We start from the raw sequence: 22,062 nt of genomic DNA, 5'->3' as shown, positions 1-22,062 counted from the left end.
CGCTGCCCCGTGGCTGCGGGAGAGGCGTTCAATGCAGGACCTTCTTCACATAGGGCGAATCGAGCGGGAACAGCGGCACTTCGACATCGAAGATCACGCCGTCCTCGCCCAGCATGGCGTAGAAGCCGCGCATCGAGCCGTCCGGCGTCATCAGCGGGCAGCCGGAGGTGTAGCTGAAGCTCTCGTCGGGCCGCAGCACCGGCTGCTGGCCGATCACGCCCTCGCCGCGCACCTCATGGACCTCGCCGCGGCCGTCGGTGATGAACCAGTGCCGCGTCATCAGCTGGATCGTCTGCTGCGACAGATTCACGATCTCGATCGAGTAGGCCCAGAAATAGCGTCCCTGGGCATGTGAGGATTCGCTTTCCATGAATTTCGGCGCCGCGGTCACGCGCACGCCATGCGTCTCCGCCTGATACATGAGGGCCGCTCCGTGGCTTTCCGCCTGCCCGCTGGATGGCCGGCAGAGGTTGCGTCTGTTATGGGCCGCTGGCCGGCAGCGTCAATATCGTCGCTTGCCGCGATGACGGGCTACACGCCTCATGTTCGACGGTCGCCTGCGCCGCCTCATCGACCCTACTCTCGACAAGATCGGCCGCTCCCTGACCCGTCGCGGCCTCTCGGCCGACAGGGTTACACTTGCCGGACTGGCGCTTGGCCTGCTTTGCGCGCTCGCAGTCGCCCGCCGTCTCGACGTGCTGGCGCTGGCCCTTCTCGCCGTCTCGCGGATCTGCGACGGGCTCGACGGCGCGATCGCTCGCGCCACCGCCCCGACCGATCGCGGCGGCTTCCTCGACATCACCTGCGATTTCGTCTTCTACGGCGCGGTTCCACTCGCTTTCGCGCTGCGCGACCCGGCCCCCAACGCGCTGCCGGCCGCCGTCCTGCTCTTCGCCTTCTACGTCAATGGCGCGAGCTTCCTCGCCTTCGCGGTGATGGCGGCCAAGCGCGGCCTGACCACCATGCAGCGCGGCGCGAAATCGCTCTATTTCACCGCAGGCCTCGCAGAGGGTGCAGAGACCATCGCCTGCTTCGCCGCGATGGTGCTCTGGCCGGGCCATTTCGCCTGGTTCGCCTGTGGCTTTGCGGCGCTGACGCTGGTCACGGCTGTGAGCCGCGCGATTCTTGCGTGGACAACGTTCGACTAGCTTGGCAAGAACCAATCGTGCCTGCGAGCCTACTATGACAAGTTGCGAGCGATATGACTGAGCGCCCTTAATGGCCGTTTCCCCTGAATTCTTCCCGCCGGGCATCGAGGCCTCCAACTCGGTCGCCGGACCTTCGGGCGTGCTGCCGCGTCAGGACATTCGCAAGCTGGTCGCGCGCCGGATGATCTGGTCGCGCGCAGGCGACATTCTCGACGCACAGTTCCAGCCGGCGAGCCTTGACCTGCGCCTTGGCGGAAAGGCATACCGCGTCCGCGCCAGTTTCCTGCCGGGCCCCGGCAAAAGCGTCGAGCAGGCGCTGACCGATCTGACCCAGGACACGATTTCCCTAGATGGAGACGGCGCGATCCTCGAGCGCAACTGCGTCTACGTTGTCGAACTGATCGAGGCGCTGGATCAACTCCCCGAAACCATCTCCGCCTTCGCGAACCCGAAGAGTTCGACCGGACGCCTTGATGTCTTCACGCGGTTGATAGCCGACAGGGCGGAGGTGTTCGACACCGTGCCTGGTGGTTACTCCGGCAAGCTATATGCCGAGATTTCGCCGTCCAGCTTCCCGATCCGCGTCCGGCGCGGCAGCCGGCTGAATCAGCTCCGTTTCCGCCGGCGCAATCCGGCCCAGGACGAGGCCGTAGGGTTCCGGGTCTCTGACCGCGATCTGCGCCAGATCCACGAGCAGGCCCCGCTGGTCGACGGGCAGGCAACGATCCGCAACGGCCTCGTCTTCCGCATCCATCTCGCCGGCGCGCATGACGGTGAGGTCATCGGCTTCCAGGCGCAGCGCTTCACCGACGTGATCGACATCGACAAGGTTGCGGGTTACGCGATCGACGATTTCTGGATTCCGATCCCGGCCAAGCGGGACCGGCGCCTGATCCTCGATCCGCATCAGTTCTACATTCTCGCTTCCAAGGAGAAGCTTCACATCCCGGCCAATATGGCGGCCGAAATGGCGCCTATCGACCCGACCATGGGCGAGTTCCGCGTCCATTATGCCGGCTTTTTCGACCCTGGATTCGGCGTGGGGGCCGATGGTGCTCCCGGCAGCCGCGGTGTGCTCGAAGTGCGCAGTCACGAGGTGCCCTTCGTGCTGGAGGACGGGCAGGTCGTCGGGCGGCTCGCCTTCGAGCGCATGGCTGCCGAGCCTGACGCCCTCTATGGGCAAATCGGCACGTCCAACTACCAGGGCCAGGCGCTGAAGCTCTCCAAGCATTTTCGCGACTGAGGGCCCTTCGAGGGGATCGCCGCCTTGCTGTCTTGTCGCGACCAGCTGGGCTATTCACCCAAAACGATGTCAGGACGCATCAATGGGAGATGACTCGCTGCCGCGATGCCGCTAAGAGTTTTTGCGTCGGCGTCAGGCAGGTTCTGCCGGACCGGCCTCGCGGGCGTAGTTCAGTGGTAGAACGTCAGCTTCCCAAGCTGAATGTCGTCGGTTCGATCCCGATCGCCCGCTCCAACATTTCAATGAGTTAGCTGATTTTCCTGATCCACTGATTGTCACCAGCTACGTCACAGCTACATTCCTGATCGCGTTTTGGACGCCTTTTTCAGCGCTGATTTCAAGCTTGAACTCGGAGCCGCATCTTTCGCGACGCCCTCCGAGATGCTGCTCTCGGCTATCAGATCCGCAACCCGCACGCCGATCGCGTTGGCAAGCTCATATAGCGAGATGATCGTCGGGTTCCGCCGCCCGCGTTCCAGGCTGCTGATGTACCATTGGCTGAAGCCTGATCGCTCCTCGACCTGCTCCTGAGTGAGCCCGCGCTCTTTGCGCAATCTCGCAAAATTTTTCCCGACGAGTTCGCGCATATCCATGCGCTTAGAGCTGGCAATTTCTCTCGAGTTCGATTACCAATTATAGTTGGTATTCACGCTTCGCGCGTGCTGGGGAATTGAAAATGCGGTGGGCGATTGGGCGTCGAATTGCGGTTCCTAGGTGCACTACGATCAGTATCTCAAGCAAATCTTTCATAAATCCAAGTATCGTTAGTAATCAAACTTAAACAATCAAATAGCAATTGAAATTAAATCGAACTGTAGATCACAATTCTGGAGATATGACATGCGACTGGCAGTTCTAATCATAGGTCTTTGTTTGACCGGGATTCTCGGCATTCAATCACTTGCGATCGTTGCAGGAGGTAATCTGGCAGGGAAAGAAGCAATGGCCCAAGGAGGCGCGGCCGGCCTGCTTATGGCTTTCATGTTCGTTCTCGGTTCGGCATTCGTGATGAATTATCCGAGAGCGTCTGGAATTATTTTCAGCTTAGCTGCTGTGATCGGCTTCCTTACGGCAAGTTCATCGGGCTTCAAGGACCTCCAGATCTGGGGAATTGTATCACTGGGCCTAGCTATAATGTCGGATTTCGGCAGAAAACAGCTAATCAAGATGCGAACGGTCACTACGAGCGAGGTTAGAAAATAACATGCGGCGTGTATTGCGATTTCTTTCCAGTTTAACTGTAGCGTGTTCGCCAGCTTTAACCTATTGGCTGCCCGACGTGAGAATAGACCTATGTTGAATTGATACCGTTTATCGTAAGAGCGCTCAGCGAGATAATTTCATGGAACAATGGAATAAGCCTATCGGATGAAAGCTCATGCGACTGTATGCGACCATTAAATCCGTGTTTTGAGTATACGTCTTCTTGTATTGGAGTTCTTAGAGAGCCCGCCATGGACCAGTTCGTGAATTGCCTTGGCCCGCATGCGACGAGTTCGACCAATTGAATTTCGCCGTGGCGGCCGTCTAATTGTATTCTCTGAAATGCACTCCAGATTAAATGGCGTTGCCCTTCCAGGATCTGAATAAAATATAATCGATCGAATACAAGAACGCCAGTTATATCGTCTCGCAAGTTATTTACTCGCGAAGAATCCAAAATAGATTTGAACACAGCAATAGAAGAGCCATGGACGATTTCTGTGCTGATTCGAGAGACATAGATCAATCTATGTATCGACGTAGGGTGCAGCGTTGTCACAGATTTATGCTTTCAGCACTCAGCTCAGAGCGTCAGAGCGCTCGACGGGTGACCTCCTGCTTTTAGTTGGAGAGCCGGACGATCCAAACGTGGCGCTGCGGCATCGCGGTGATTACGTGAGGATAAAGGCTAATTAATGTTTGCGTCAAAACGACGAGATTTTTGAAATTCCCAGCCAAATCAAGCGCCGTGTAGGAAGCGATCGCCGCGATCAAAATCGAGAGCGCGGCAAGCGATGGACTGTGAGTTCCGGTGATCAGCAAGCAGGCCAGTTTTTGTTCAGCTGCACCGAAGAAAGCGAAGGGAGGAACATGCGCGGGCCGATCTCAGTTGCAGGAAAGCAACCGGAGCGCGCCCATGCCAAAGTTTTATTTCACCACCGAAGACGGCCAACGGGTCGAAGCCAATGAAGACGGCGTGGAGCTTGCTGACGAATTCGCGGCAAAAGACGAAGCTCAGAATGCCTTGGTTGATATGGCCCGGGAGAAGTTGCCAAACGGGAAGCACGCGGACTTCGCCATCACCGTGCAGGACGCGGCTGGAAACAGTTTCTACCGCGCCAAGATGACATTCGACGGGCAAAATCCGAAAGAGGAGGACCGGGAGAACTCCGCTTCCTTCGACGCAGCCGTTGATCAGATCTCGAACATGCTCAAGGAAATGAAGTAAGCTGCTAGCCTTGGCGGAGGAGACGATTACGTCCGGTCGATGGATGGTTGTCCCTCTGGTCGAGTGCCAGGACTCCGCACCCGGCCACCGCGAGTCTCCTGCTCGACTATCCCCATTTGAGATACGAGCATTTGCTACCGTTACAGGCAGGCAGTAGTCGATGGGTCCAACGACTGAACCCGCCCCGAATGTCATATGGATGTATCGCCTTCAGGATGCGGCCGCCGACTGGACATCGGCCGATTTCTGCCGTCGTCGCGGTCACTTGCTTGGTGTCCGAAGCCCAGCCAGGGACATTGTCGTATGAATGATGCCGCCGCATCCCTTAGCTGACATAGCAAACTACGAGCGGTTATTAGTTCTCCAGCACGCGACCGCAGCAGACGCTTTCCATACGCCATTGGCCTTGCAGCCAGTCATGCTGGTAGAACAGATACGTGCAACGCAAGCGCTGGGATTATTCCCATTCTGACAATTTTTCTCACACGTAGCGTTCATCTGCGAGCAAGAAGCCGTAACTGTTTTGCATCCGTCTTGAGCAGCCAAGGGCGTGGATGCTAGTACCGTAAGCGCGAACATTGGGGCAAGTATCAATATAGAGCGCATTCTTCGTACCTCCCGTTAAGTCAAAAGAGTGCACTACAGATCAGCTGAAGAGTCCAGTATCAAGTGACAAGCTATCGCGGGGCCCGTGCGAACTGCACGATGGCGCCCGCCGCGGCAGTCGTACGACCATTGAAGGTGTGTGGTGTGTTGGGCCGGCAGGGTGGGCCAAAGCCGCCGCCGCCGGTTACCCAGCTCGCACGTGCTTTCCCTCTCGACCACCGAACGAACTCCGGTACCGCCTCAGGTGGCGTCATCACGCAGCCGTCGTCGCGATGGTGCAGAACAAGTGTTCGTGGCAACCGCGACGGATCTCCTAGGGCCTCAACGACCGAACCGTTTGGCGTGCCCGGGGGAAGCAGGCCGCCAGCTGCGAAGACGACTGCGTCCGGCCGCGCACCTGACGCGATTGCTTGTGCAGCGGTAACAGCTCCGAGGCTCATTCCTACTAGGACAACGCGCATATTCGCCCCCTTGAGCCGGTCGATTAGCGAGGACGCTTGGCTTGCGCTTGTAGTGTATTCGATTGTGAACCCAGCCGCCTCGAATGTTGGCTGGCTTTGGACGAGGAAGTCCAATGGATGGATACCGCCCGCACCCGGCATTAAAACGAGTGCCACTGGTTGGCGGCTTGTCTGTGCTATCGCCGACGACACGAAGACGAAGAGCAAAATTGAGGCCATGGCAAAAATTCGCATAATCGTCGCCCCAGGAAATTATCCCCGTGCGATAAAGTAGGCTCGTGACATAGCTTCGTGCAACTGTTCGTGACGCCAGCGTGTGGACTACTTGCCGTAAGCGTGTGGAGATGTCGCCTATTCACCTCGATAGGCCTTCAGTGGCGTGCGACCCAACAACCGTGCGTGGTGGGATCGCTCTCAATCTCGCATTCGTTGGCAATCCTCGTCGATCGTGGCCAAATCGATGCAACCAAATCGGTTTTGCTGCGACCGATGAGGATGCATTCGGCCGCGTGCAGTAAAACTCCGACAGAATCCAGCGCGTTGGCGTCCTTGCCTCCATCATGGGCTTTTCCGATAGCTTCTGCCGAAGCTGAAGCAGCCAGTTGACTGAGATTGTCGCCGCAGAGATATTGAAATAATAACGTTTAGGTCCGCGATTTCGCTCTTTGCGAAATACCCAAAGGGGCTGCAGCCATATGCCAATGTCCGCGATTTCTCGCCGCACGTTCGCCTTGGGGCTTGCGACGACAGCTTCAGCAATGTTTGACGGTGCGTCAGCTCAAAACGGTCGGACCGGCGTAGTCCTGCTTCACGGCAAGAAAGACAATTCTTCCGGCTCTCTAGCGGCTGTTGCTTCTGCGCTTTCGAGCCATGGCATGTTGACCTCAGCGCCAGACTTGCCCTGGTCCGGAAGTAGGTATCTTTCAGGCACGTGGTCTGATGCAATGGGTGAAATATCTCAAGCGATCAGCCAACTGAAAGGCCGTGGTGCCGTTAAGGTTGCTCTTGTAGGGCATAGCATGGGATGCCCGGCAGCCATGTCATTTGTTGCATCACAGCGAGGTGTCGCAGCGGTTGTCTTAACCGCTCCAGGTCACTCGCCGCGTCTATACTTCAATCAACCGCCAATGCGGGAAAGTATTTTACGCGCGAGATCCATGGTCAAAGCTGGCAATGGCCGAGAGCGATCGGAATTTCTGGACAACAATCAGGGGAACATGTTCGGCGTCCAAGCTACCGCCGCGCAATATCTCAGTTATTTCGATCCAAGCGGCCCCTGTGAGATGTCAAACACGGCCGGTCGCATAAACTGTCCCACGTTATGGATTGTAGGAAGTGAGGACGGGGCTGCTGACTGGGGGGCACCGATCGGCCGCCGACTAACAAGGCGGCCAAACAGCCGATATATCGAAGTTCCTGGTGCTCGGCATCGTAATACGCCATCAATCATGGCTGGAGAGATTGCGGCCTGGCTTGCTACTGTGTGAGGCTTCCTCATAGATGCGAGAGCTTGGCCGTGCCGGAAGTCCGCTATCCAGCCCCGTATCGCTCGATCCCAGAAAAACCGCGTGGCGGGTTCCTCGCGTTACTCGGAAAGTTGCGACAATTTTTGATCGATACCGTGATAGTCGGCGCTGTCGCCGGGCTTGGTGTCGCCGTTGGGCCAAGCTTGCTACGACCATCCGTAATTATCGAACCCATCAACGTACCTTCGTCGCTTGAAGAGCGCGGCTACTCCGGCGAGGTCGTAGCCCGGCGATTGCGCGATGAGCTCCGTGATATCTTTGCGACCGCACGCCCTACGATTTTGACGTCGCTGAAGCTGTCGGATGTAGCCGTAGAACAGAGATTGCCCGACATCGAGGTCCCTGGAGGACTCAATCTCCGCTCAATCGTAAGCACAATCCGCGAACTGCTCGATCTAAACGACATTTACGTTTCAGGCGAGCTGACCGTAGATCGCCGACCGGACAATCAATTACCCAAGAAGCCCAAGACAAGCGACGAAGAGGATGTCGAAAAGCCCGAAGTGCCTCCATCGTTCGTACTCAAGCTACGCTCCCGAAATACGGGGCCGTTCTATCAAACGAAGGAGCCCACCGAGGACTTGCAAGCTGCGTTCAGATCCGCGGCTGTGGCAATCCTGGAGATTTCAAATCCGAGCTTAGCTGGTCGCCACTTTGAAATGCAGCGACAATACGACGATGCGGCTCGCATCGCTCGGCTATTAATAGCTTCTAACAAGGTGGGAGAGGCCGAGAATGGCTTGATACTACGAGGGAACGTTAGTCTTCGTCGTCAAGACTACGACGCGGCCATCAAGGATTTTGAAGAGGTGCTAAAACGTAACCCGCAGAATGTTTTGGCGGCAGTCAATATTGCATGGGCCAACTTCCGAGCGGGACGCTATGATGCTACGATCGCATCTGCCGAAAGGGCCATTGCTATCGATCCAAAGGCAGCAAGTGCTCATGCCCACAAGGCCAATGCGTTGAGGATGCTTGGCCGTGCCAGAGAAGCTGCTGAAATTGCGCAAGGGGCTGTCGACCTCGAACCGACGAATGGGCAGCCTCTGACTGCGTTGGCTGCTGCGTACAACGCAATGCGTAGGCCCCGTGAAGCACTAGAGATCGGCCTCCAAGCCGTAGAACGCGACCCAAACTATGGCTCGGCTCATCTGGTGCTCGCCGTTGCGTTGAACAATCTCGGTCGAGGCGAAGAAGCACTGCCGCGCTACAAAAAGGCTGTGGACCTTGATCCAACCTATTCTCGCGCCTGGTACGCATATGCCCAAGCGTTGAAGCGAGCAAAACAATGGCCTGAGGCGCTGCTTAATTTTGAAGAGGCGGTAAAACGCGAACCTGACAACATGGAATACGTAGGAGAACGTGGTCTTGTCTTAAGCGAGATGCTCAAGCATGGGGATGCCATTCCGCCGTTGCAACGAGCGCTCGATTCTGGATATCGGCCAGCGGTTACAGCCCTTGCTTTAGGTCGGTCGCAGCTAGCGCTAAAGCGGCTCTCCGAAGCTATCGCTAACTTCGATCGCTCAACGTCAATCGATAGTCGCAATGCAGAAGCCTGGCTTGAATGGGGGCAAGCGCTCATCAAATCTCTTCAGCCAGCTGACGCCGATAAAGTGCTGGCTCGCGCGCGAGAAAAACTGCCGGGTAACGGTATTCTCGCCAAGCTACACGGCGACGCCTTGCTTGCTATAAAGGATGACCAGAGGGCGCTGGATGCCTATGAGACAGCAGTCAGGCTAGATCAGGCTTTAGCACAAGCCGTCGGCAAGACGATTACCCGCCTCCGCAAAAAGCGTCCTCAACTGAACGCGAAGTTACAGCCAAAATTGGCTCCATAAGCCCTCGTGAGAGCTTACTTTAGCTACGCGCCGCCCAGGCCCACAACCTGTATATACATTCGGGGCGGATCCAACGACTGAACCCGCCCCGAATGTCATTTGGAATGTATCGCCTCAGGATGCAGTCGCCGATTGAACGGTCAGCGCCTTATGCCTGCGTGGTTTGACGACCTGAAGGGTGCCATCCTTCCAGTCGGACTTAGGCCCGATGAGCCCGAATTCGTCATATCCGCCTTTGACGAACCCTGTTTTCCATAGAACGCCCTTGCAAGCGTACTCGGTCACCCGTTGGACGTCTGTTGTGGCTCCATTCAATTTCTCCATGTGAATGTCACCTGAGAAGCCTTTGGCATCGAAAGCAGCCTCGAAGCGCTTTTTCCAAGCCGGGTGCACGACCACCACAGCGTGAATATGAAGACCTTTCTTCGATCGCGCTTTTCCGACTTCGCTGCCATCGTGATCCACAAAATAGAAGCCCGCGTGCTGGTACGGGAGGTAGCGATCGACGCGCCGTGAAATCCGCCTCATCAATTCGAAGTTGGCTTTTTCGAAGGCGTCCATCTGCTTCCGAGGAGACGATGTCTTCGCCCGGAAGGTTAGTAGATAGACGCTGTCGTTAAATTTGGTTTGGTCATAATTTGACGGACCGCCCACATGGCGTGTATAAGTGTTGGACATGAAGTCGACTGCAGCGTCTACTACTTGAGATTTGGTCAGTGGTATCGCTGCGCCTGTTTTATTTTGATAACTAATTTTCATTTTGAATCCTTTCGTTGAAAATATTTGGACAAGTTTCTATAATACGCCGGCCTGGCGGCCACCGTTTGGTCTGGAATTTTGAATTTTCAAGAAATCGAGGAACCGCTCAGAAATTTTTTGAATATATTCGTTTTCTACGTTGGCCGTCGCTTGACGATTTCTGTATGGTAGCAGTTCTATTGGGTGAAGTCAAGTATAAAATCGCATCCGGCATTATTTCATCTAAATAAGCGTGGATTTATTTAGGTGAAATAAATCGCCGTTCAGGCAAGCTAGATAAGAATCCGCTCGACCTCATCCAACGTGATGTCGCCCGAGCGCCGATCGTAGAGTTGCGTCGTACGCGTTGATGCGTGATTGGCCATCGACGCCGCCTTTTCCAGTGTCCCGCCATTGCTGAGGTAGGCGGTTATCCCAGTGGCTCTGAACGTGTGATTGCCGATCTTGGTGGCGATGCCCGTGGCTTCAGCACGGCGCTGAACCATCTGATAGGCACTGGCTTGCGGCATCGGGTTTCCGCTGAGCCTGCCGGTGCCTCGGCCGATGGTCTGGAATAGCCACGCCTGCGGTGACGAGGCCATTTCAGCATGTTCCATATAATCAGAGAGGTAGCGTTCGAGGCTGTGATGGCAGGGCATCTCGTGGCGCTTTCCGCCCTTCTCATGCAGCCGGACCCACAGCCGTCGCTTTTGCACGTAGACGTCCTCGGCCTTCATGCCGACAGCCGCGCCTATGCGAGCGAAGGAATAGACCATGAGGCCGATCAGCGCCTTATCGCGGAGACCGACCGTGGTGCTGACATCAATGCTGTCGAGAAGCTGTCGTGCCTCGTCGGGAGCCAGTACTGGCGTCTTGCCCGTCTTGACCGAGTAGCGCGGTCCCCGAACAGCCGTCGCAGGATTGAAAGCGATAATGCCGCCGGTGGCCAACCAATCCAGCATGGCTCTAACGCCAGCCAGTCGCTGCTTCACCGTCGGAGCAGGATGCCGCCGCTGAAGCTCTTCCACGTATGCTGCAACCACGAACGAGTTGATCTCTCGGATGTCCACCACACCGCGATGATCGAGCCATCCCATGAAATCTGAGACCGCCCGCATATAGGAGCGTCGCGTGTTTGCGTTGCGGACTTGGGCGGCGAAGAATTCTAGGAACCGGTAGGAGGCGCGCTCGCCGGCAACTTGGACGACGGCTGGGGTTCGCTGGACGGCGACATTGGCAAGAGCTAGATCCAGGACTTGGCCTCCATGCCGTTCGCGGCAGCACGGGCGTCGACAATCCTCAACAGATGGTTTGCTAGGAGCACGATTTCGCTTGCCTCCTGCGGATCATCGAGCGCCACGTCGCGGTGCGAATGTGGATTCTTGTAAGAGCCGATCGCGCCTGCGAACAGCTCCATTCGAGCCACTCGTTCACCGGCCTCGGCCGTTCGGTCTGTTAACGGCCCGTCTTCGGGTTTGAAGGCTGCCCGCATGAGCCGGACGCCGATCATTTCAGATCCTAGCGCTGAGGCTTGCCGAACTGCCACCTCGACAGCCTTCATGGCCTGAAACACTGCGGTGTCGAACTCTCCCCTTATCAGCGCGCTCCAAACGCGGTGACGCATGACAGGATGTAGGGACTCCTTGGGCAGACGCCGAGCAGCTATGAGCGAGGCCATCTCGCCTTCATCGTCCATGCGCTCTGCTCGACGACTTAAAATGCGAAACCCGCTTTGACCATTCGATCCAGGAGCCGGGACCAGCAAGCCTTGGACCTCCAGCCAGGACCAGGCCTCCGCACTCGCGCGATAAAACTCGTCGCGTCTGCTGTCAGGATAGGTCGCTCTGCCATCGCTCCGATTTCCGAATGGTTCAGATTGATAATTGCTCAGGTTGGCGCGGTGATTGACCTCGTTTGCCCGGCGAGCCTTGATCAAAAAAAGAAGCTTCGTGCCCAGCTCCTCGGGCTCCAATGCGAGGACCGTGGCGATATCAGGTATATCCCTCGGCAGCTCAAACATCACGAATCCTTTGTATGATAAACGACATTATCATATATATCCAAAACATGTAAGCGAAGGCAATTCGTCCCGCTGCTACGCATCGATGACAGAATGCTCGTGAAAACCTGACTAACCTGACTGCCTGAACCACGCCGACAGACTGTCTAGGCACGATAGCCGGCCAGCGTCGGTCGCATGAGGCGATCTAACAAATGGAACTTTTATGCGGCGTTTGATTTCTCCGGGCGATCGAGAAAGAGCCGGGTGTGACCTAGGCCGATCGTTGTGCTGCGACTAGGCATTTTTTTCAGTATCTGTACTAACTTTGTCGTCTGGAAGTTTCTCCCAGTCGATGCCTTTGCATTTCGCCATTTGTAAATTCACAAAAGCATCCGCGTTCAAACCCGTCTCCAAGCGCCATTCCTTAGCTGCAGCGAAAATATTTCCAACAGCTCTATCAGGATGTTTTCGATTTTTTGCGCTAACGACCATAACATTCAAAAGGGGGTAATTGTTAATACTGCAATATTCACCGACCCGTCCAAGCGTTTTTTTTATCAAATACCTGCTTGTGTGGTGCTTCCATTTTACGTCAGGAAAAAATGCGTACCATAAATCACCAAATGTCGTTAGTCCATCTTTGGACTTGCTGACTAATTCTCCGAGTTTGTGCGTTAGATCCCGAGAGCTATATAGATCCAGCCTCTCCTGGAAGTTATCATATTGGACGTCAGCCATGGCTATATTGTTCCTCAATTTGGCAACGTGCGAATCAGCACATGATCTATAAACTATCAACACATATCGCGCTTAGACCAATAAACCTTGTCTAGCCTATCTATTAGCGCCGTTGCCGAGCTGCCCATTTGTCAAAAAAGTGCATTGGCGGCGATGCAGATGATGGTAATGCCGTTCAAAGCCAGAATTGAGCCACCGTAGCTGATTGGCAAATAGCTGGAAGGCCAGTTTTGCGGATAGCGTAGCCCGGTTTGACCGATTGTGTTGAAAAAGTCCGGTAAGTCTGAACTCTCAGCGAGCATATCAGTCGACGCGGAGATCGGCGAGGTTAGAATAGGAGTCGGCGATAGGATTGTCCATACGACCGTCTCCATCCGGCCGGCGCGGCTCAGCAATTAGCGGGCTACTCCCTCAAGCAAAATATTGCATTCGATAAAGCGTCTTGTCACGCAAAATACCCGAGAGGCAAGCTTCAATTTGTAGGCAAAATTATCTATTATATCTTTCATTGGGTGATAGTTGAGCTTATTACTTCGCAACTACCTGAAATTAAAGTTGGAATTTTGTATTCGTAATTCTCCTTTCGACGAGCAGACCAGCTCATTAGCTCACTCACGCCGGATTTGCGGCGCCACTCGATATCCGTGATGCATCGCCCCTCCGGCGTAGTACGGATCCATAGAGCTGTCGTGTGGGTCTGGCGAGCGAGTAAACGCACGATTGTGGTCGAGTTTACAACTTTCCAAGCTCCCCTAGCTTCCAGAGTATCAAAGTCTTCTCCAAGAGTAACTACGCGCGACACATCTCTTGATGATCTCGGCCCGCCCGGACCACCAAATTGTACAACCTCAGATATCTTATTATTGCCCTTTAACGTAACCACCGACGATCGTTTTACTCGCCTGATCTCGGTCCGCGGAAATATTTCCTCAGTTATCCACTCCAAGTTTATCTTAAATATAACATCAGCAAATGAAATTTTTGTAAACGCAATAATCGTAAGTATGATAAGAGTCGACGTTAGCGATATTTTGTAAAGGATGTACATAATTCCTCCATTGTCATGGGTGCGCCTCGCTCTAATATCACTGAGCTCGCGGCTTTTAACCGACCACAGTGAAACAGTCCGACATTAATTAATTATGGCCCGGCATGAAGTGAAAATGTCAGTTGGTTCTGTAAAGCGGAATTCCTGCTTAAGCCTGGAGGCCCAGCCAACATATTCGGTTTGACCAGGCTTCAACTTCCATTCCATCGTCACAGTACAGCGTTTTTGGCCGTCGGTCCTCAGCCAGATCACCCAACTGTAGGTCTTGCGATCTTGGACCCGCGCCAAGGTGTTCGCGTTAACCACCTTCCAGGCGCTCTTTCGGCGTTCACCGAATTCCTCGCCCAAGCCTCCCTGGCGACTAAAATTCAGTGCTCTACTAGCGTTGCCGTCGACGGTATTGAGTATTGATTCCTCGACGCGGTTGCCGGGTTTTAGCGTAACGATGATGCTGCGTTGATTTTGCCGACTCTGCACTTTCGGAGATACCTGGTGATGGATCCACGCCAGCGACACCTCGAAGCGGACTTCTTCTGCCAAAGCAGCTGAGCATTGAAGGAGGCAAAATGCGACCAGAGGCAATACGGCACATTGCATTCAGCTTCGCCTGCCTGATAGAAGAAGCCGAGGCTATGGCTAAACGGATGGTTATGCAAGTTACCGGGGTAGCTTGACGTAATTTTCCTATAGGCGATGTGCTCAGGCGTCTAATATGATGATTGCGACTGACTAGGCTGAGTTTCGATGCCAGGCAGGCAGGCAGGTGCGAGCGTAGATATGTCGATCGCGCGAGCATTAGTTATCGTCGCAGCTGCGCTTTTTCCGACGGTCGCGGTGGCGCAGAATGCCCAATTCCGGCTGACCATGGCCTGGACGCAGGATCCCACCGAAGCCGGTGAGCGTTCGCGGTTGGTCATGTCAAGGTTGCTGGTCACATTGATGCCGGGTGCTAAGGTGTTGGAAAGTTACACTCGCCTGCGTGGAGGAAGGCCCGGCAGGCGTACCAGAGTACAAGAGGGTGAGCTCGGTGAGGATTTCTCAGGCGTTATCGTTGGTCGCTGGCGAGTTCTAAATGCGCACAGTCTGATACGGCTTGCCGCCCATACTACCCATACCTTCACAATCCGGCTGACGACTGATGGGCTACGGTCGTGCTCAATTGCACTTGAATGGCGCGCCAAGGACGGCGTTTCCACGCTCGTCGAACAGCGACAAACTCGGCGCGGGCCACGGGTTGACAGCTTCACCCAACCGACAGTTCATCAAGCGAATTGCGAAGTGATGGGATGACGATATCGATCCAAGAAAATAAGCCCCCTTCAACCGGTATCAGCGGTACCTCATGATACTTGCGCGCCTACTGATCATCTGTCGCTTGGCCATCGCTGTTGGCGTTGGGTTCGTGACCGTCGTTGAGGCCGCTCCCGGCGAGACGTCCGAACGACGTGTAGCACTCGTCATCGGCAACTCAACCTATAGAACCGTCCCTGCACTTCCGAACACGGCCAACGATGCCAGCGATGTTGCAGAGGGCCTTCGGAACAATGGTTTTGAGGTTATTGAAGCCCGCAATCTTGACCGACGAGGAATGGGTGAAGCTCTCGGCCGTTTCGCGAGACTGGCGGACGGAGCCGACGCCGCGCTGTTTTATTATGCAGGTCACGGTTTGCAGTTTCGCGGTGAGAACTATCTCGTCTCGACCGACAGCGCGCCGTCCGACGAGTTCGGAATACCATACGAGACGACGAGAGTCGCCGACGTGATAGAGGCTTTGAGTAACGCTAAGGGCCCGCGTATCCTCATATTGGATGCATGCCGTAACAATCCGCTTTCAGACCGTCTTGCGCGCGCGCCGCGGACAAGAAGCACCGGCGAGACACGTGGCTTAGCGCGGATCGCACAGAACCAGGGAATGGTGGTCGCCTACGCAACTCAGGCGAATGACGTGGCAGCTGATGGAGCCGGTCGCAACAGCCCATTTACAGCAGCCTTCGTCGAGCAACTTCGCGAGCCCGGGGTTGAGGTTGGACAGCTCTTTCGGCGCGTGGCTGTCGAAGTGAACAAGAAGACCGATGGCCGACAGACCCCAGAGTTGTCGATCTCTCTGCTCGGCGACTTCTACTTTAATCTCCGCGAGACGGACGTGACCGCATGGTCGAAAGTTCGCGCTAGTGGAGATGCGCCTGCCTTAAAAGGCTTTTTGGAGCGGTTTCCAGCAAGCGTTCTGGCCGATGCCGCCAAAGCGCGCCTTGACGTCCTGGAAAGGACCCAGCGAGAAGCTACTTTGCGAAGGCAGCTCGACCAGTTCGAGGAAGATCGTCGAAAAGCGGAGAACGCCGCCGAGGCAGCTAACCGTCAAGAGCGCTTGCGTCTCGAGGCCGAACGGCAGGAACGACAAAAACTCGCGGACACGCACGCAGACGTGCTGCGCAAAGCCCAGCAAGATGCCGTCCGCGCACAGGCAGAGCAGAAGAAGCTGCTCGATGCTCGACTAGCACAACTTGAAGAGGAGAAACGCCGCTTCCAGAGCGAGCTTGCCAATCGCGCGACGTCCGAAGAGAAGCGAGCCCAGAGCGACAAGGAGCGCGAACGGCTCAGTGCTGAGCGTGAGCGCATCGCTACAGAGCAGGCCCAGCGATTGAAGGCGGCCGAAACAGCTGCAAGCCGACAGAAGCAGGACGAGGATGAACGCTTGGCTAAGCGCCTTCTTTTGCTGGAGGAGCAGAACCGGAAATCTACGCTTGAACTGTCGGACCGGTTCAAAGCCGAACAGGGTTTGCGAGACGCGGCCGAGCGCGAACGGGTTAAACTGCTCCAGGAACTCGAAGCCGAGAAGCGTCGCGCCAACGAGGAGCTTCTCAGGGTGCAGAAGGAAGTGGCTCTTGCGGCCGAGGCGGCTAAAACCGCAGCGACAGCGAGCTCCACGCAGATGGCATCGTTGCCGCGCGCGGTTGACGCCGAAGAATTGCCAACGCCTCAGGACTCCCGCGTCCTAGCGCGCACGATCAATCTGGAATTGTCCCGGATTGGTTGTTTTAATGGGGCCGCTACCGAGGGATGGACGAGCCCCAACGTCAAAGAAGCCGTTCAACTGTTCATCAAGCTAGCTAACGTCCCCGCCCCAGAACGACCGGATCCGAACTTCTTAAACCTCTTACAAAAACAAGATGAGCGCGTCTGCGCCCCGACCTGTTCTGTCCACCAACTGCTTCGCGGAAACGCCTGCGTCGCAAAGACCTGCCCGCGCGGCGAGACGCTGAATGGCGATGGCGGTTGCGTTGCGGACAAAAAGCGAGTGGTGAGGCAGGTTCCTTCAAGACCCGCTCCGGCTATCCGAGCGCCGGCGGCGCCGAAGTCGACGCGATCTGGACGGTGCTTCAGTTTCAATGGTCAGTCGTTCTGTGAGTGACAATAAGCCCTGCCTGAGAACCGCATCGCTCCAGAGGGTCACCTCCTCGTAGATAATCGTGTCAATAAGTTTGTTTTTTGCCGCAGGCATTGCATCGGGTAACGCAATATTCGCGTACGGAGCGCCGAAATGGCATTTGAACCTGATGAAAGGCTAACCGCCCAAGTCACCTCCGATGCCGATTGCTGCGGCCACGCGTTTAGAGTGGACGGGCACTGGAGCATGGAGATGCTAGTTGCAAGGAACAAGTCAACGAAGGTTCACTACCTAGATCGGCATAGTGATATAATATTATAACCTCGAGCGCCGCTTTGTAGGTAGGACGACTATGTGATGTAGTTCGCAGACATGGCGGTTAAAAAAAGGAATACGGATTCGCACTTGTCGAATCGATCTATCGGCAAGTGATGTCATATATTGTGACAACTACTTACATCCGGCCTTACGACGATAATTGGCCCGTAGGCAGTTCATAGTAACACGTTATAATTGGAGAATAGAAATGTTAATCATGTCCGAACAACGGCTTAACGTAGAATGGCAAAAACTATTGAAATTTAATCCGAAGTTATGCCATATAATGATTCAGCTTTCATCACATATGAAATCGAAACGCAAGGTTGATCTTTATGTGACATGCATATTTAGATCTCAGGATGAGAACGATAAAATATATATAATGGAGAAAGGAAAAAAGACAGCTCACTCTGTGTGGGCTGCGATCGACTTAAGATCACGGGGAATTGAACAATACATCCCGGAAATGTTACGGATACTAAATTCTTATAATGTCTCTAATATAAATAAAACAAAAGACGGAAGAACGGCGTTCCACCATGAAATTAATGGTCACGGCGCGCATTTTCATGTACAATATCAATCAAAAAAGATATCCTAGAGAAAATATTGGCGGTTTGATGAGGTTTAGATTTTGTCATGCGCTGGTGTGTCGAATACTGGTGTGTCGAGTATAAACATGATTGTCTAAGATGGTAGGCTGGTGACCTAAACTGAAGTCATAGGCATTTGCCCTCAAATCGGAAAGTGATCGATAGGGCCACAAATTTTCTCGATGCACCATCTAAAGTTGCAACCAAATCAGAATAATCATCGGCTCCCAAAAGATGTGATCAAATTTTCTAATCGTAATCAACGTTGGTGCAATGGCGCTTGGAGTTCAGTCCGCCCTTGGTGCGCCCGATACGACTGGGAAGAGCCCCCTTTTTAACAGGCCCGCCGCCGTGCGGTGCGCCTTCAGATGCGTCGCGTTGATCATGATCCGCTCCGGCTTGGGCCCTTTGCCGGCAAGCCCGGCAAAGATCCGGTCGAAGACACCGAGCGGCTCCAGCGAATGAAGCGGTTGTAGAGCGTCTTGGGCGGACCTTAGCCTTTGCGTGCGCCCTTCCACTGCAGGCTGTTGCGGGTCACGCGGCAGGACGGCGAACCTTGGCGGATCCCGTTTCGAATGGGCGCACGCCGCGCATTTGCGCGCCGGCAGGCGCCGGTGCGAAGACGTAGCGCAACCATCCGTCCAGACTTTAGAAGACGCGCTCTTGCGCAGCCGCCACTTAGTGCTGATAATTCCGAATGTCCAGCCGACCTGATCCTTTCATAGTTTCAGCGCGCCGCAACGAACATCGATCCTTGACCGTTCAATTTTATCGTGATCAGCCTTGGTGAACTTCCACAGCAATGAGATACATTTTTGCACTAACGCTTCTTTGGTTGCCTACCGTATCACTGGCAAAGGAAGTGCAATTTCGGCTGACGATGGCTTGGACAGAATCCGAGCTGGAAAGTCGCTCCCGATTGATCAGTTCGGTACTGACCGTGACGCTAATGCCGGGAGGCAATATCTCCGAATCATATAGGCGTATACGGCGCGGCCGAACAGGTAGAGGGCGACTTCAAGAAGGTGACCTTGGTGACGACCTGAATGGACATATACCGGGTCGTTGGAAGGTTCTGAATGAAAGAACCCTAATGAGACTCCAAGCCGAATCGTCGCACACGTTCGCGATTATGCTAAAGACGGACGGTGCCAGCTCATGCTCAGTCTCATTGGAATGGAGGTTGAAGCCCGGTCGCACATCGTTTGAACGTTATGCGCGGAGACGCGGAAGACATGTCGAGTTCCATCGTCCTGAAGTCCACCAAGCGAGCTGTGAGGTGCTTTGAGATGGTGAGGCAACAAAAGCAAAACTAGTCGGCCAGCGCGATCTCAGCCACTGGACGTCAGAATTCCAATTCTGTCTCAAATATATTTCTCTTTTTTTCGATTTTTATTTGCTTTGCGTAAACTTCTGCAGTTTTAGCTGCGTCTCCGACCGAAAGACGCGTAGCGCTGGTTATTGGCAATTCGAATTACCTCACGGTGCCGGCGCTGCCAAACACGGCTAACGACGCGTCAGATTTAGCTGAAGCTTTGCGATCCAACGGGTTTGTGGTTTTCGAAGCGCAGAAACTCAATCGACGCGCCATGAGAGAGGCGCTGACGGCACAGGCCGCAACAGTCCGTTCACCGCCGCATTTGTGGAGCAGTTCCGTGAGCCTGGATTGGAGGTAGGTCAGCTGTTCCGTCGCGTGGGGGTTGAAGTCAACAAGAAGACAAACGGTCGGCAGACGCCCGAGCTGTCCGTTTCGCTGCAAGAAATTTCTATTTCAACCGCGCATGGGTTCCGTCGGCTTTAGCTAGGACCAGCAACGTCGAGATCACAAGGGTAGGCTGCTATCAGGGTTCCCTGGATCGAGAATGGTCCAGCAGAAATCTAGTCATTTTCCTCTCTAAATCTGGCGTACGACATCGAATCGTCACCGGTTTCCTGCCTACGCCAGATTAATACCGTCGATTATAATATGAACCTGTCAGCAATTTAAGCTATCCCGCTCATGAAAGCCCGTTCATCCTGTGGGCATTTTGCCTTGTTTCCGAAACTGTATCGACTAAGATTAACGAATGGCCACGGGAACTGCGTTATTGATACAATCTTTGCGCACTGCGATTTTGTTAGCTGGTCTCGCAACCTTCCTCCACGCGGATTTTTCCTTCGCTACGGCGGCAGAGTACGGCGCCCTCGCTGTTGTTCCAAAGCAAGGCCGTGTATTTCGCGGATTTGGAACTGCGGCGACTGCCGGAGAAGCGCGTAACTTGGCATTGTCTGAGTGCAAGAACTCTCGCTGCGTTGTTGCCCAAGAGTACCAGCCTGGGCAGTGCGCTCATGTTATACTAGGACGAGGGCAGATATATTGGAATAACGCTGTGTTCACTCGTCGACAATTGTCAACTATAGTGTCGGGATGTATTAGTAATGACCATGATTGTAAGTTGATATTGTCACACTGCTTTCTCGAATAAATCCGCACCTTAGTGAGAGGGTCGATTGTTTTACGGCTCGCATAATTCAACGGCCTGGCGTCCAGGGATTGCCGTAGTGCGAGTAAACGCGCGTTGTGCCGCGGCGCAATCCAAGCCTTGAGCGCATGTCTGCTTTCGAGCGGAGACCTAAATTCCGCACTTGGCGCGTCCTGTCAGGCTATGTAACCGAGCGCGCTCTATAGGACCGAATTTTAGCCGCCAACGCAGACGTCCTTTAGGGCTCTAGCTGCCGAGGTATCCTTCCCTTTTCCGCCCCTGGAAGAGTTTTGGCCTAGAACGACAAACATGGGCTCAACGTTTTCGAACATCGCGATCGATGCCCGAACGCCGTTTGCCAACCATCGCCATTGGGCATCTGGATCACCTGGATCGATATCGCACTTGGCGACTGTCAGACCGCTTCGACGCTCGAAAAGTGCGGTAGACTCTCGCACAAAAGAGTCGACGGCTTGCGGTTCGACCATCACCAGAGCGCGTATAAGACCGGTTTCCCGTATAGGGCTTCTGGCGAGGTACCCAATCCCGTAATGCCGCTGATGTCCGAGTCTATAAGCCTGTCGTTCCAGCTTTTCATTGGCGTCAACGAATGCCTCGAACAGCTCGTTGATGTCGTAGCCTGCTGCCCGAAATTCGATGACGAATAGCGAGTCCAGGAAGCCGACGATCGTACCGCATCTGGCGAGCCACCAATCCCGATAAAAGCGTATGATCGCATCGGTAACTGATGGATTTCGAACCCGAACCTCTAGATCGACCATAATGCGCTCCCTAACGAAACGCATTATAACAGGATATTATTCCTATATCAACGCCAGATGCCGCTCTCGGGTGAGGACATCTGGCGTCTGCGTGCTAGATAGGGCGCGCCACGCACGGCTGCCTCAAACGTCGTCGTGCATAGCTATCAGAATTTAGCGTTCGGAGATCTTTCGCTCATGGACAACCCGTCCCCGCACATAATCACCTATGGCCTTCCCGAGGCGGAGGCCATCGACCGAACCGCCCGCCGTCTGAATGCGCGACCGTCAGCTAGTGGTCATAGGACCAAACCCTAACCGTCAGTACCGCGCTGTTGGGCGATCGCCATAGCGAATACACCATTTCCGACGCTCCAGTCCGAATAGTCATTCTCGTGCATGAAAATAAAAATGTCTTTAGGCGATACAGTCGCCGTCGCTTCGAGATTTCGGCTGATGGCAGCATAAAGATCGCGTTTCATGGCGTCGCTTCGGCCTCTGCGCATCGTGATTTCAACAACGATCAGGGTTTCAGAACGGGCTATACCATTGAAACTTCGATTATAGAAGAACTCACCGTCCCCATATTCAGTGACTAGGTTGAACAGCTCATCTTTTGGCATTCCGATACTTTCAACTAAAGCTTCATGAATCCCTTGCACGATCCGCAGTTTTTGGGTCTGCTCTGTTCCCATAGGCATTGATGTTCTGACAAATGGCATGTTTCACCTCGTTATTTCAATTGATGTATACCGAGTGCT

The 22,062-nt window shown here is 54.6% G+C and carries 22 protein-coding genes, 1 tRNA gene and 2 pseudogenes; 12 read left to right on the top strand and 13 right to left on the bottom strand.

Annotated features, from left to right (window positions below; genetic code table 11):
- Positions 1-28: 28 nt before the first annotated feature.
- Entirely contained in the window at positions 29-421 is a 393-nt protein-coding gene (gene apaG / locus AXW83_RS20165; protein WP_066616414.1) for a Co2+/Mg2+ efflux protein ApaG, read from the bottom strand.
- A gap of 121 nt (positions 422-542) precedes the next feature.
- Between apaG and AXW83_RS20160 the strand changes: the two genes are divergently transcribed.
- The 3 genes from AXW83_RS20160 (at position 543) to AXW83_RS20150 (ending at position 2,625) form a co-directional block, all read left to right on the top strand.
- Entirely contained in the window at positions 543-1,148 is a 606-nt protein-coding gene (locus tag AXW83_RS20160; protein WP_066616411.1) for a CDP-alcohol phosphatidyltransferase family protein, read from the top strand.
- Positions 1,149-1,218: 70 nt separating this feature from the next.
- Positions 1,219-2,391 carry a 2'-deoxycytidine 5'-triphosphate deaminase gene (locus tag AXW83_RS20155; protein WP_066616408.1) on the top strand — a complete coding sequence of 391 codons (1,173 nt, stop codon included), beginning with the start codon at positions 1,219-1,221 and terminating at the stop codon, positions 2,389-2,391.
- A 159-nt stretch (positions 2,392-2,550) separates the two neighbouring features.
- Positions 2,551-2,625, top strand: a tRNA-Gly gene (locus AXW83_RS20150).
- Between the two features lie 161 nt (positions 2,626-2,786).
- Here AXW83_RS20150 and AXW83_RS27885 read toward each other — a convergent pair.
- Positions 2,787-2,984: pseudogene (locus tag AXW83_RS27885) on the bottom strand (helix-turn-helix domain-containing protein); the annotation flags it as partial.
- Between the two features lie 247 nt (positions 2,985-3,231).
- Here AXW83_RS27885 and AXW83_RS20140 point away from each other — a divergent pair.
- The gene (locus AXW83_RS20140; RefSeq protein WP_156640237.1) at positions 3,232-3,594 is read left to right on the top strand and encodes a hypothetical protein; all 363 of its coding nucleotides are present in this window, start codon (positions 3,232-3,234) and stop codon (positions 3,592-3,594) included.
- 88 nt (positions 3,595-3,682) lie between these two features.
- Here AXW83_RS20140 and AXW83_RS28300 read toward each other — a convergent pair whose 3' ends face one another.
- Positions 3,683-4,066: a BLUF domain-containing protein gene (locus AXW83_RS28300; protein ID WP_442855254.1), complete on the bottom strand. Its 384-nt coding sequence runs from the start codon at positions 4,064-4,066 to the stop codon at positions 3,683-3,685.
- Positions 4,067-4,215: 149 nt separating this feature from the next.
- The gene (locus tag AXW83_RS27250; protein WP_156640235.1) at positions 4,216-4,416 is read right to left on the bottom strand and encodes a hypothetical protein; all 201 of its coding nucleotides are present in this window, start codon (positions 4,414-4,416) and stop codon (positions 4,216-4,218) included.
- Between the two features lie 94 nt (positions 4,417-4,510).
- Between AXW83_RS27250 and AXW83_RS20135 the strand changes: the two genes are divergently transcribed.
- The 3 genes from AXW83_RS20135 to AXW83_RS20130 all read left to right on the top strand — a co-directional run bounded on the left by AXW83_RS20135 (position 4,511) and on the right by AXW83_RS20130 (position 9,253).
- The gene (locus AXW83_RS20135) at positions 4,511-4,822 is read left to right on the top strand and encodes a DUF6894 family protein (protein ID WP_066616402.1); all 312 of its coding nucleotides are present in this window, start codon (positions 4,511-4,513) and stop codon (positions 4,820-4,822) included.
- A gap of 1,762 nt (positions 4,823-6,584) precedes the next feature.
- Complete coding sequence (locus AXW83_RS28295; RefSeq protein ID WP_082767273.1) at positions 6,585-7,376, top strand: alpha/beta hydrolase; 792 nt, start codon at positions 6,585-6,587, stop codon at positions 7,374-7,376.
- A 29-nt stretch (positions 7,377-7,405) separates the two neighbouring features.
- Entirely contained in the window at positions 7,406-9,253 is a 1,848-nt protein-coding gene (locus AXW83_RS20130) for a tetratricopeptide repeat protein (protein ID WP_236841977.1), read from the top strand.
- Positions 9,254-9,367: 114 nt separating this feature from the next.
- Here the strand turns inward: AXW83_RS20130 and AXW83_RS20125 are convergent, their stop codons facing one another.
- From AXW83_RS20125 to AXW83_RS27235, 6 genes are all read right to left on the bottom strand, one after another.
- Positions 9,368-10,012 (bottom strand): hypothetical protein, encoded by a 645-nt coding sequence (locus AXW83_RS20125; protein ID WP_156640230.1) that lies wholly within the window; start codon positions 10,010-10,012, stop codon positions 9,368-9,370.
- 272 nt (positions 10,013-10,284) lie between these two features.
- Positions 10,285-11,244, bottom strand: coding sequence for a tyrosine-type recombinase/integrase (locus AXW83_RS20120; protein ID WP_066616393.1), 960 nt, complete (start codon positions 11,242-11,244; stop codon positions 10,285-10,287).
- Positions 11,235-12,011 carry a TIGR02391 family protein gene (locus tag AXW83_RS20115; RefSeq protein ID WP_066616390.1) on the bottom strand — a complete coding sequence of 259 codons (777 nt, stop codon included), beginning with the start codon at positions 12,009-12,011 and terminating at the stop codon, positions 11,235-11,237. Before AXW83_RS20115 ends, AXW83_RS20120 begins: the two co-directional genes overlap by 10 nt.
- 276 nt (positions 12,012-12,287) lie before the next feature.
- On the bottom strand, positions 12,288-12,731 hold the full coding sequence (locus AXW83_RS27245; protein ID WP_156640228.1) for a hypothetical protein: 444 nt from the start codon (positions 12,729-12,731) through the stop codon (positions 12,288-12,290).
- Positions 12,732-12,862: 131 nt separating this feature from the next.
- Positions 12,863-13,126 carry a hypothetical protein gene (locus AXW83_RS27240; protein WP_156640226.1) on the bottom strand — a complete coding sequence of 88 codons (264 nt, stop codon included), beginning with the start codon at positions 13,124-13,126 and terminating at the stop codon, positions 12,863-12,865.
- Between the two features lie 737 nt (positions 13,127-13,863).
- Entirely contained in the window at positions 13,864-14,376 is a 513-nt protein-coding gene (locus AXW83_RS27235; protein ID WP_156640224.1) for a hypothetical protein, read from the bottom strand.
- A 180-nt stretch (positions 14,377-14,556) separates the two neighbouring features.
- Here AXW83_RS27235 and AXW83_RS27230 point away from each other — a divergent pair, with 180 nt between their 5' ends.
- Both AXW83_RS27230 and AXW83_RS20110 read left to right on the top strand, forming a co-directional pair.
- Entirely contained in the window at positions 14,557-15,069 is a 513-nt protein-coding gene (locus tag AXW83_RS27230) for a hypothetical protein (RefSeq protein WP_156640221.1), read from the top strand.
- Between the two features lie 52 nt (positions 15,070-15,121).
- Positions 15,122-17,188, top strand: a complete 2,067-nt coding sequence (locus AXW83_RS20110; protein ID WP_082767272.1) for a caspase family protein — start codon at positions 15,122-15,124, stop codon at positions 17,186-17,188.
- Between the two features lie 1,163 nt (positions 17,189-18,351).
- On the opposite strand, the pseudogene AXW83_RS27880 reads toward AXW83_RS20110, so the two are convergent.
- Positions 18,352-18,616: pseudogene (locus AXW83_RS27880) on the bottom strand (IS5/IS1182 family transposase); the annotation flags it as partial.
- A gap of 946 nt (positions 18,617-19,562) precedes the next feature.
- Here AXW83_RS27880 and AXW83_RS26710 point away from each other — a divergent pair.
- From AXW83_RS26710 to AXW83_RS28285, 3 genes are all read left to right on the top strand, one after another.
- A complete protein-coding gene (locus tag AXW83_RS26710; RefSeq protein WP_168166124.1) occupies positions 19,563-19,754 on the top strand; it encodes a caspase family protein in 192 nt (63 codons plus the stop codon).
- Positions 19,721-19,879 carry a hypothetical protein gene (locus tag AXW83_RS28290; protein WP_442855199.1) on the top strand — a complete coding sequence of 53 codons (159 nt, stop codon included), beginning with the start codon at positions 19,721-19,723 and terminating at the stop codon, positions 19,877-19,879. The genes AXW83_RS26710 and AXW83_RS28290 overlap by 34 nt, the downstream gene beginning before the upstream one ends.
- Positions 19,880-20,144: 265 nt before the next feature.
- Positions 20,145-20,543 carry a DUF4189 domain-containing protein gene (locus AXW83_RS28285; protein WP_156640219.1) on the top strand — a complete coding sequence of 133 codons (399 nt, stop codon included), beginning with the start codon at positions 20,145-20,147 and terminating at the stop codon, positions 20,541-20,543.
- Between the two features lie 212 nt (positions 20,544-20,755).
- Here AXW83_RS28285 and AXW83_RS20105 read toward each other — a convergent pair whose 3' ends face one another.
- Entirely contained in the window at positions 20,756-21,322 is a 567-nt protein-coding gene (locus AXW83_RS20105; protein WP_156640217.1) for a hypothetical protein, read from the bottom strand.
- Positions 21,323-21,615: 293 nt separating this feature from the next.
- Positions 21,616-22,023 carry a tautomerase family protein gene (locus AXW83_RS20100; RefSeq protein ID WP_066616379.1) on the bottom strand — a complete coding sequence of 136 codons (408 nt, stop codon included), beginning with the start codon at positions 22,021-22,023 and terminating at the stop codon, positions 21,616-21,618.
- Positions 22,024-22,062: the final 39 nt, after the last annotated feature.

Origin of the sequence: Bosea sp. PAMC 26642 (assembly GCF_001562255.1) — a bacterium.
GTDB lineage: Bacteria > Pseudomonadota > Alphaproteobacteria > Rhizobiales > Beijerinckiaceae > Allobosea.
This window is presented reverse-complemented; position numbering and strand designations above follow the sequence as displayed.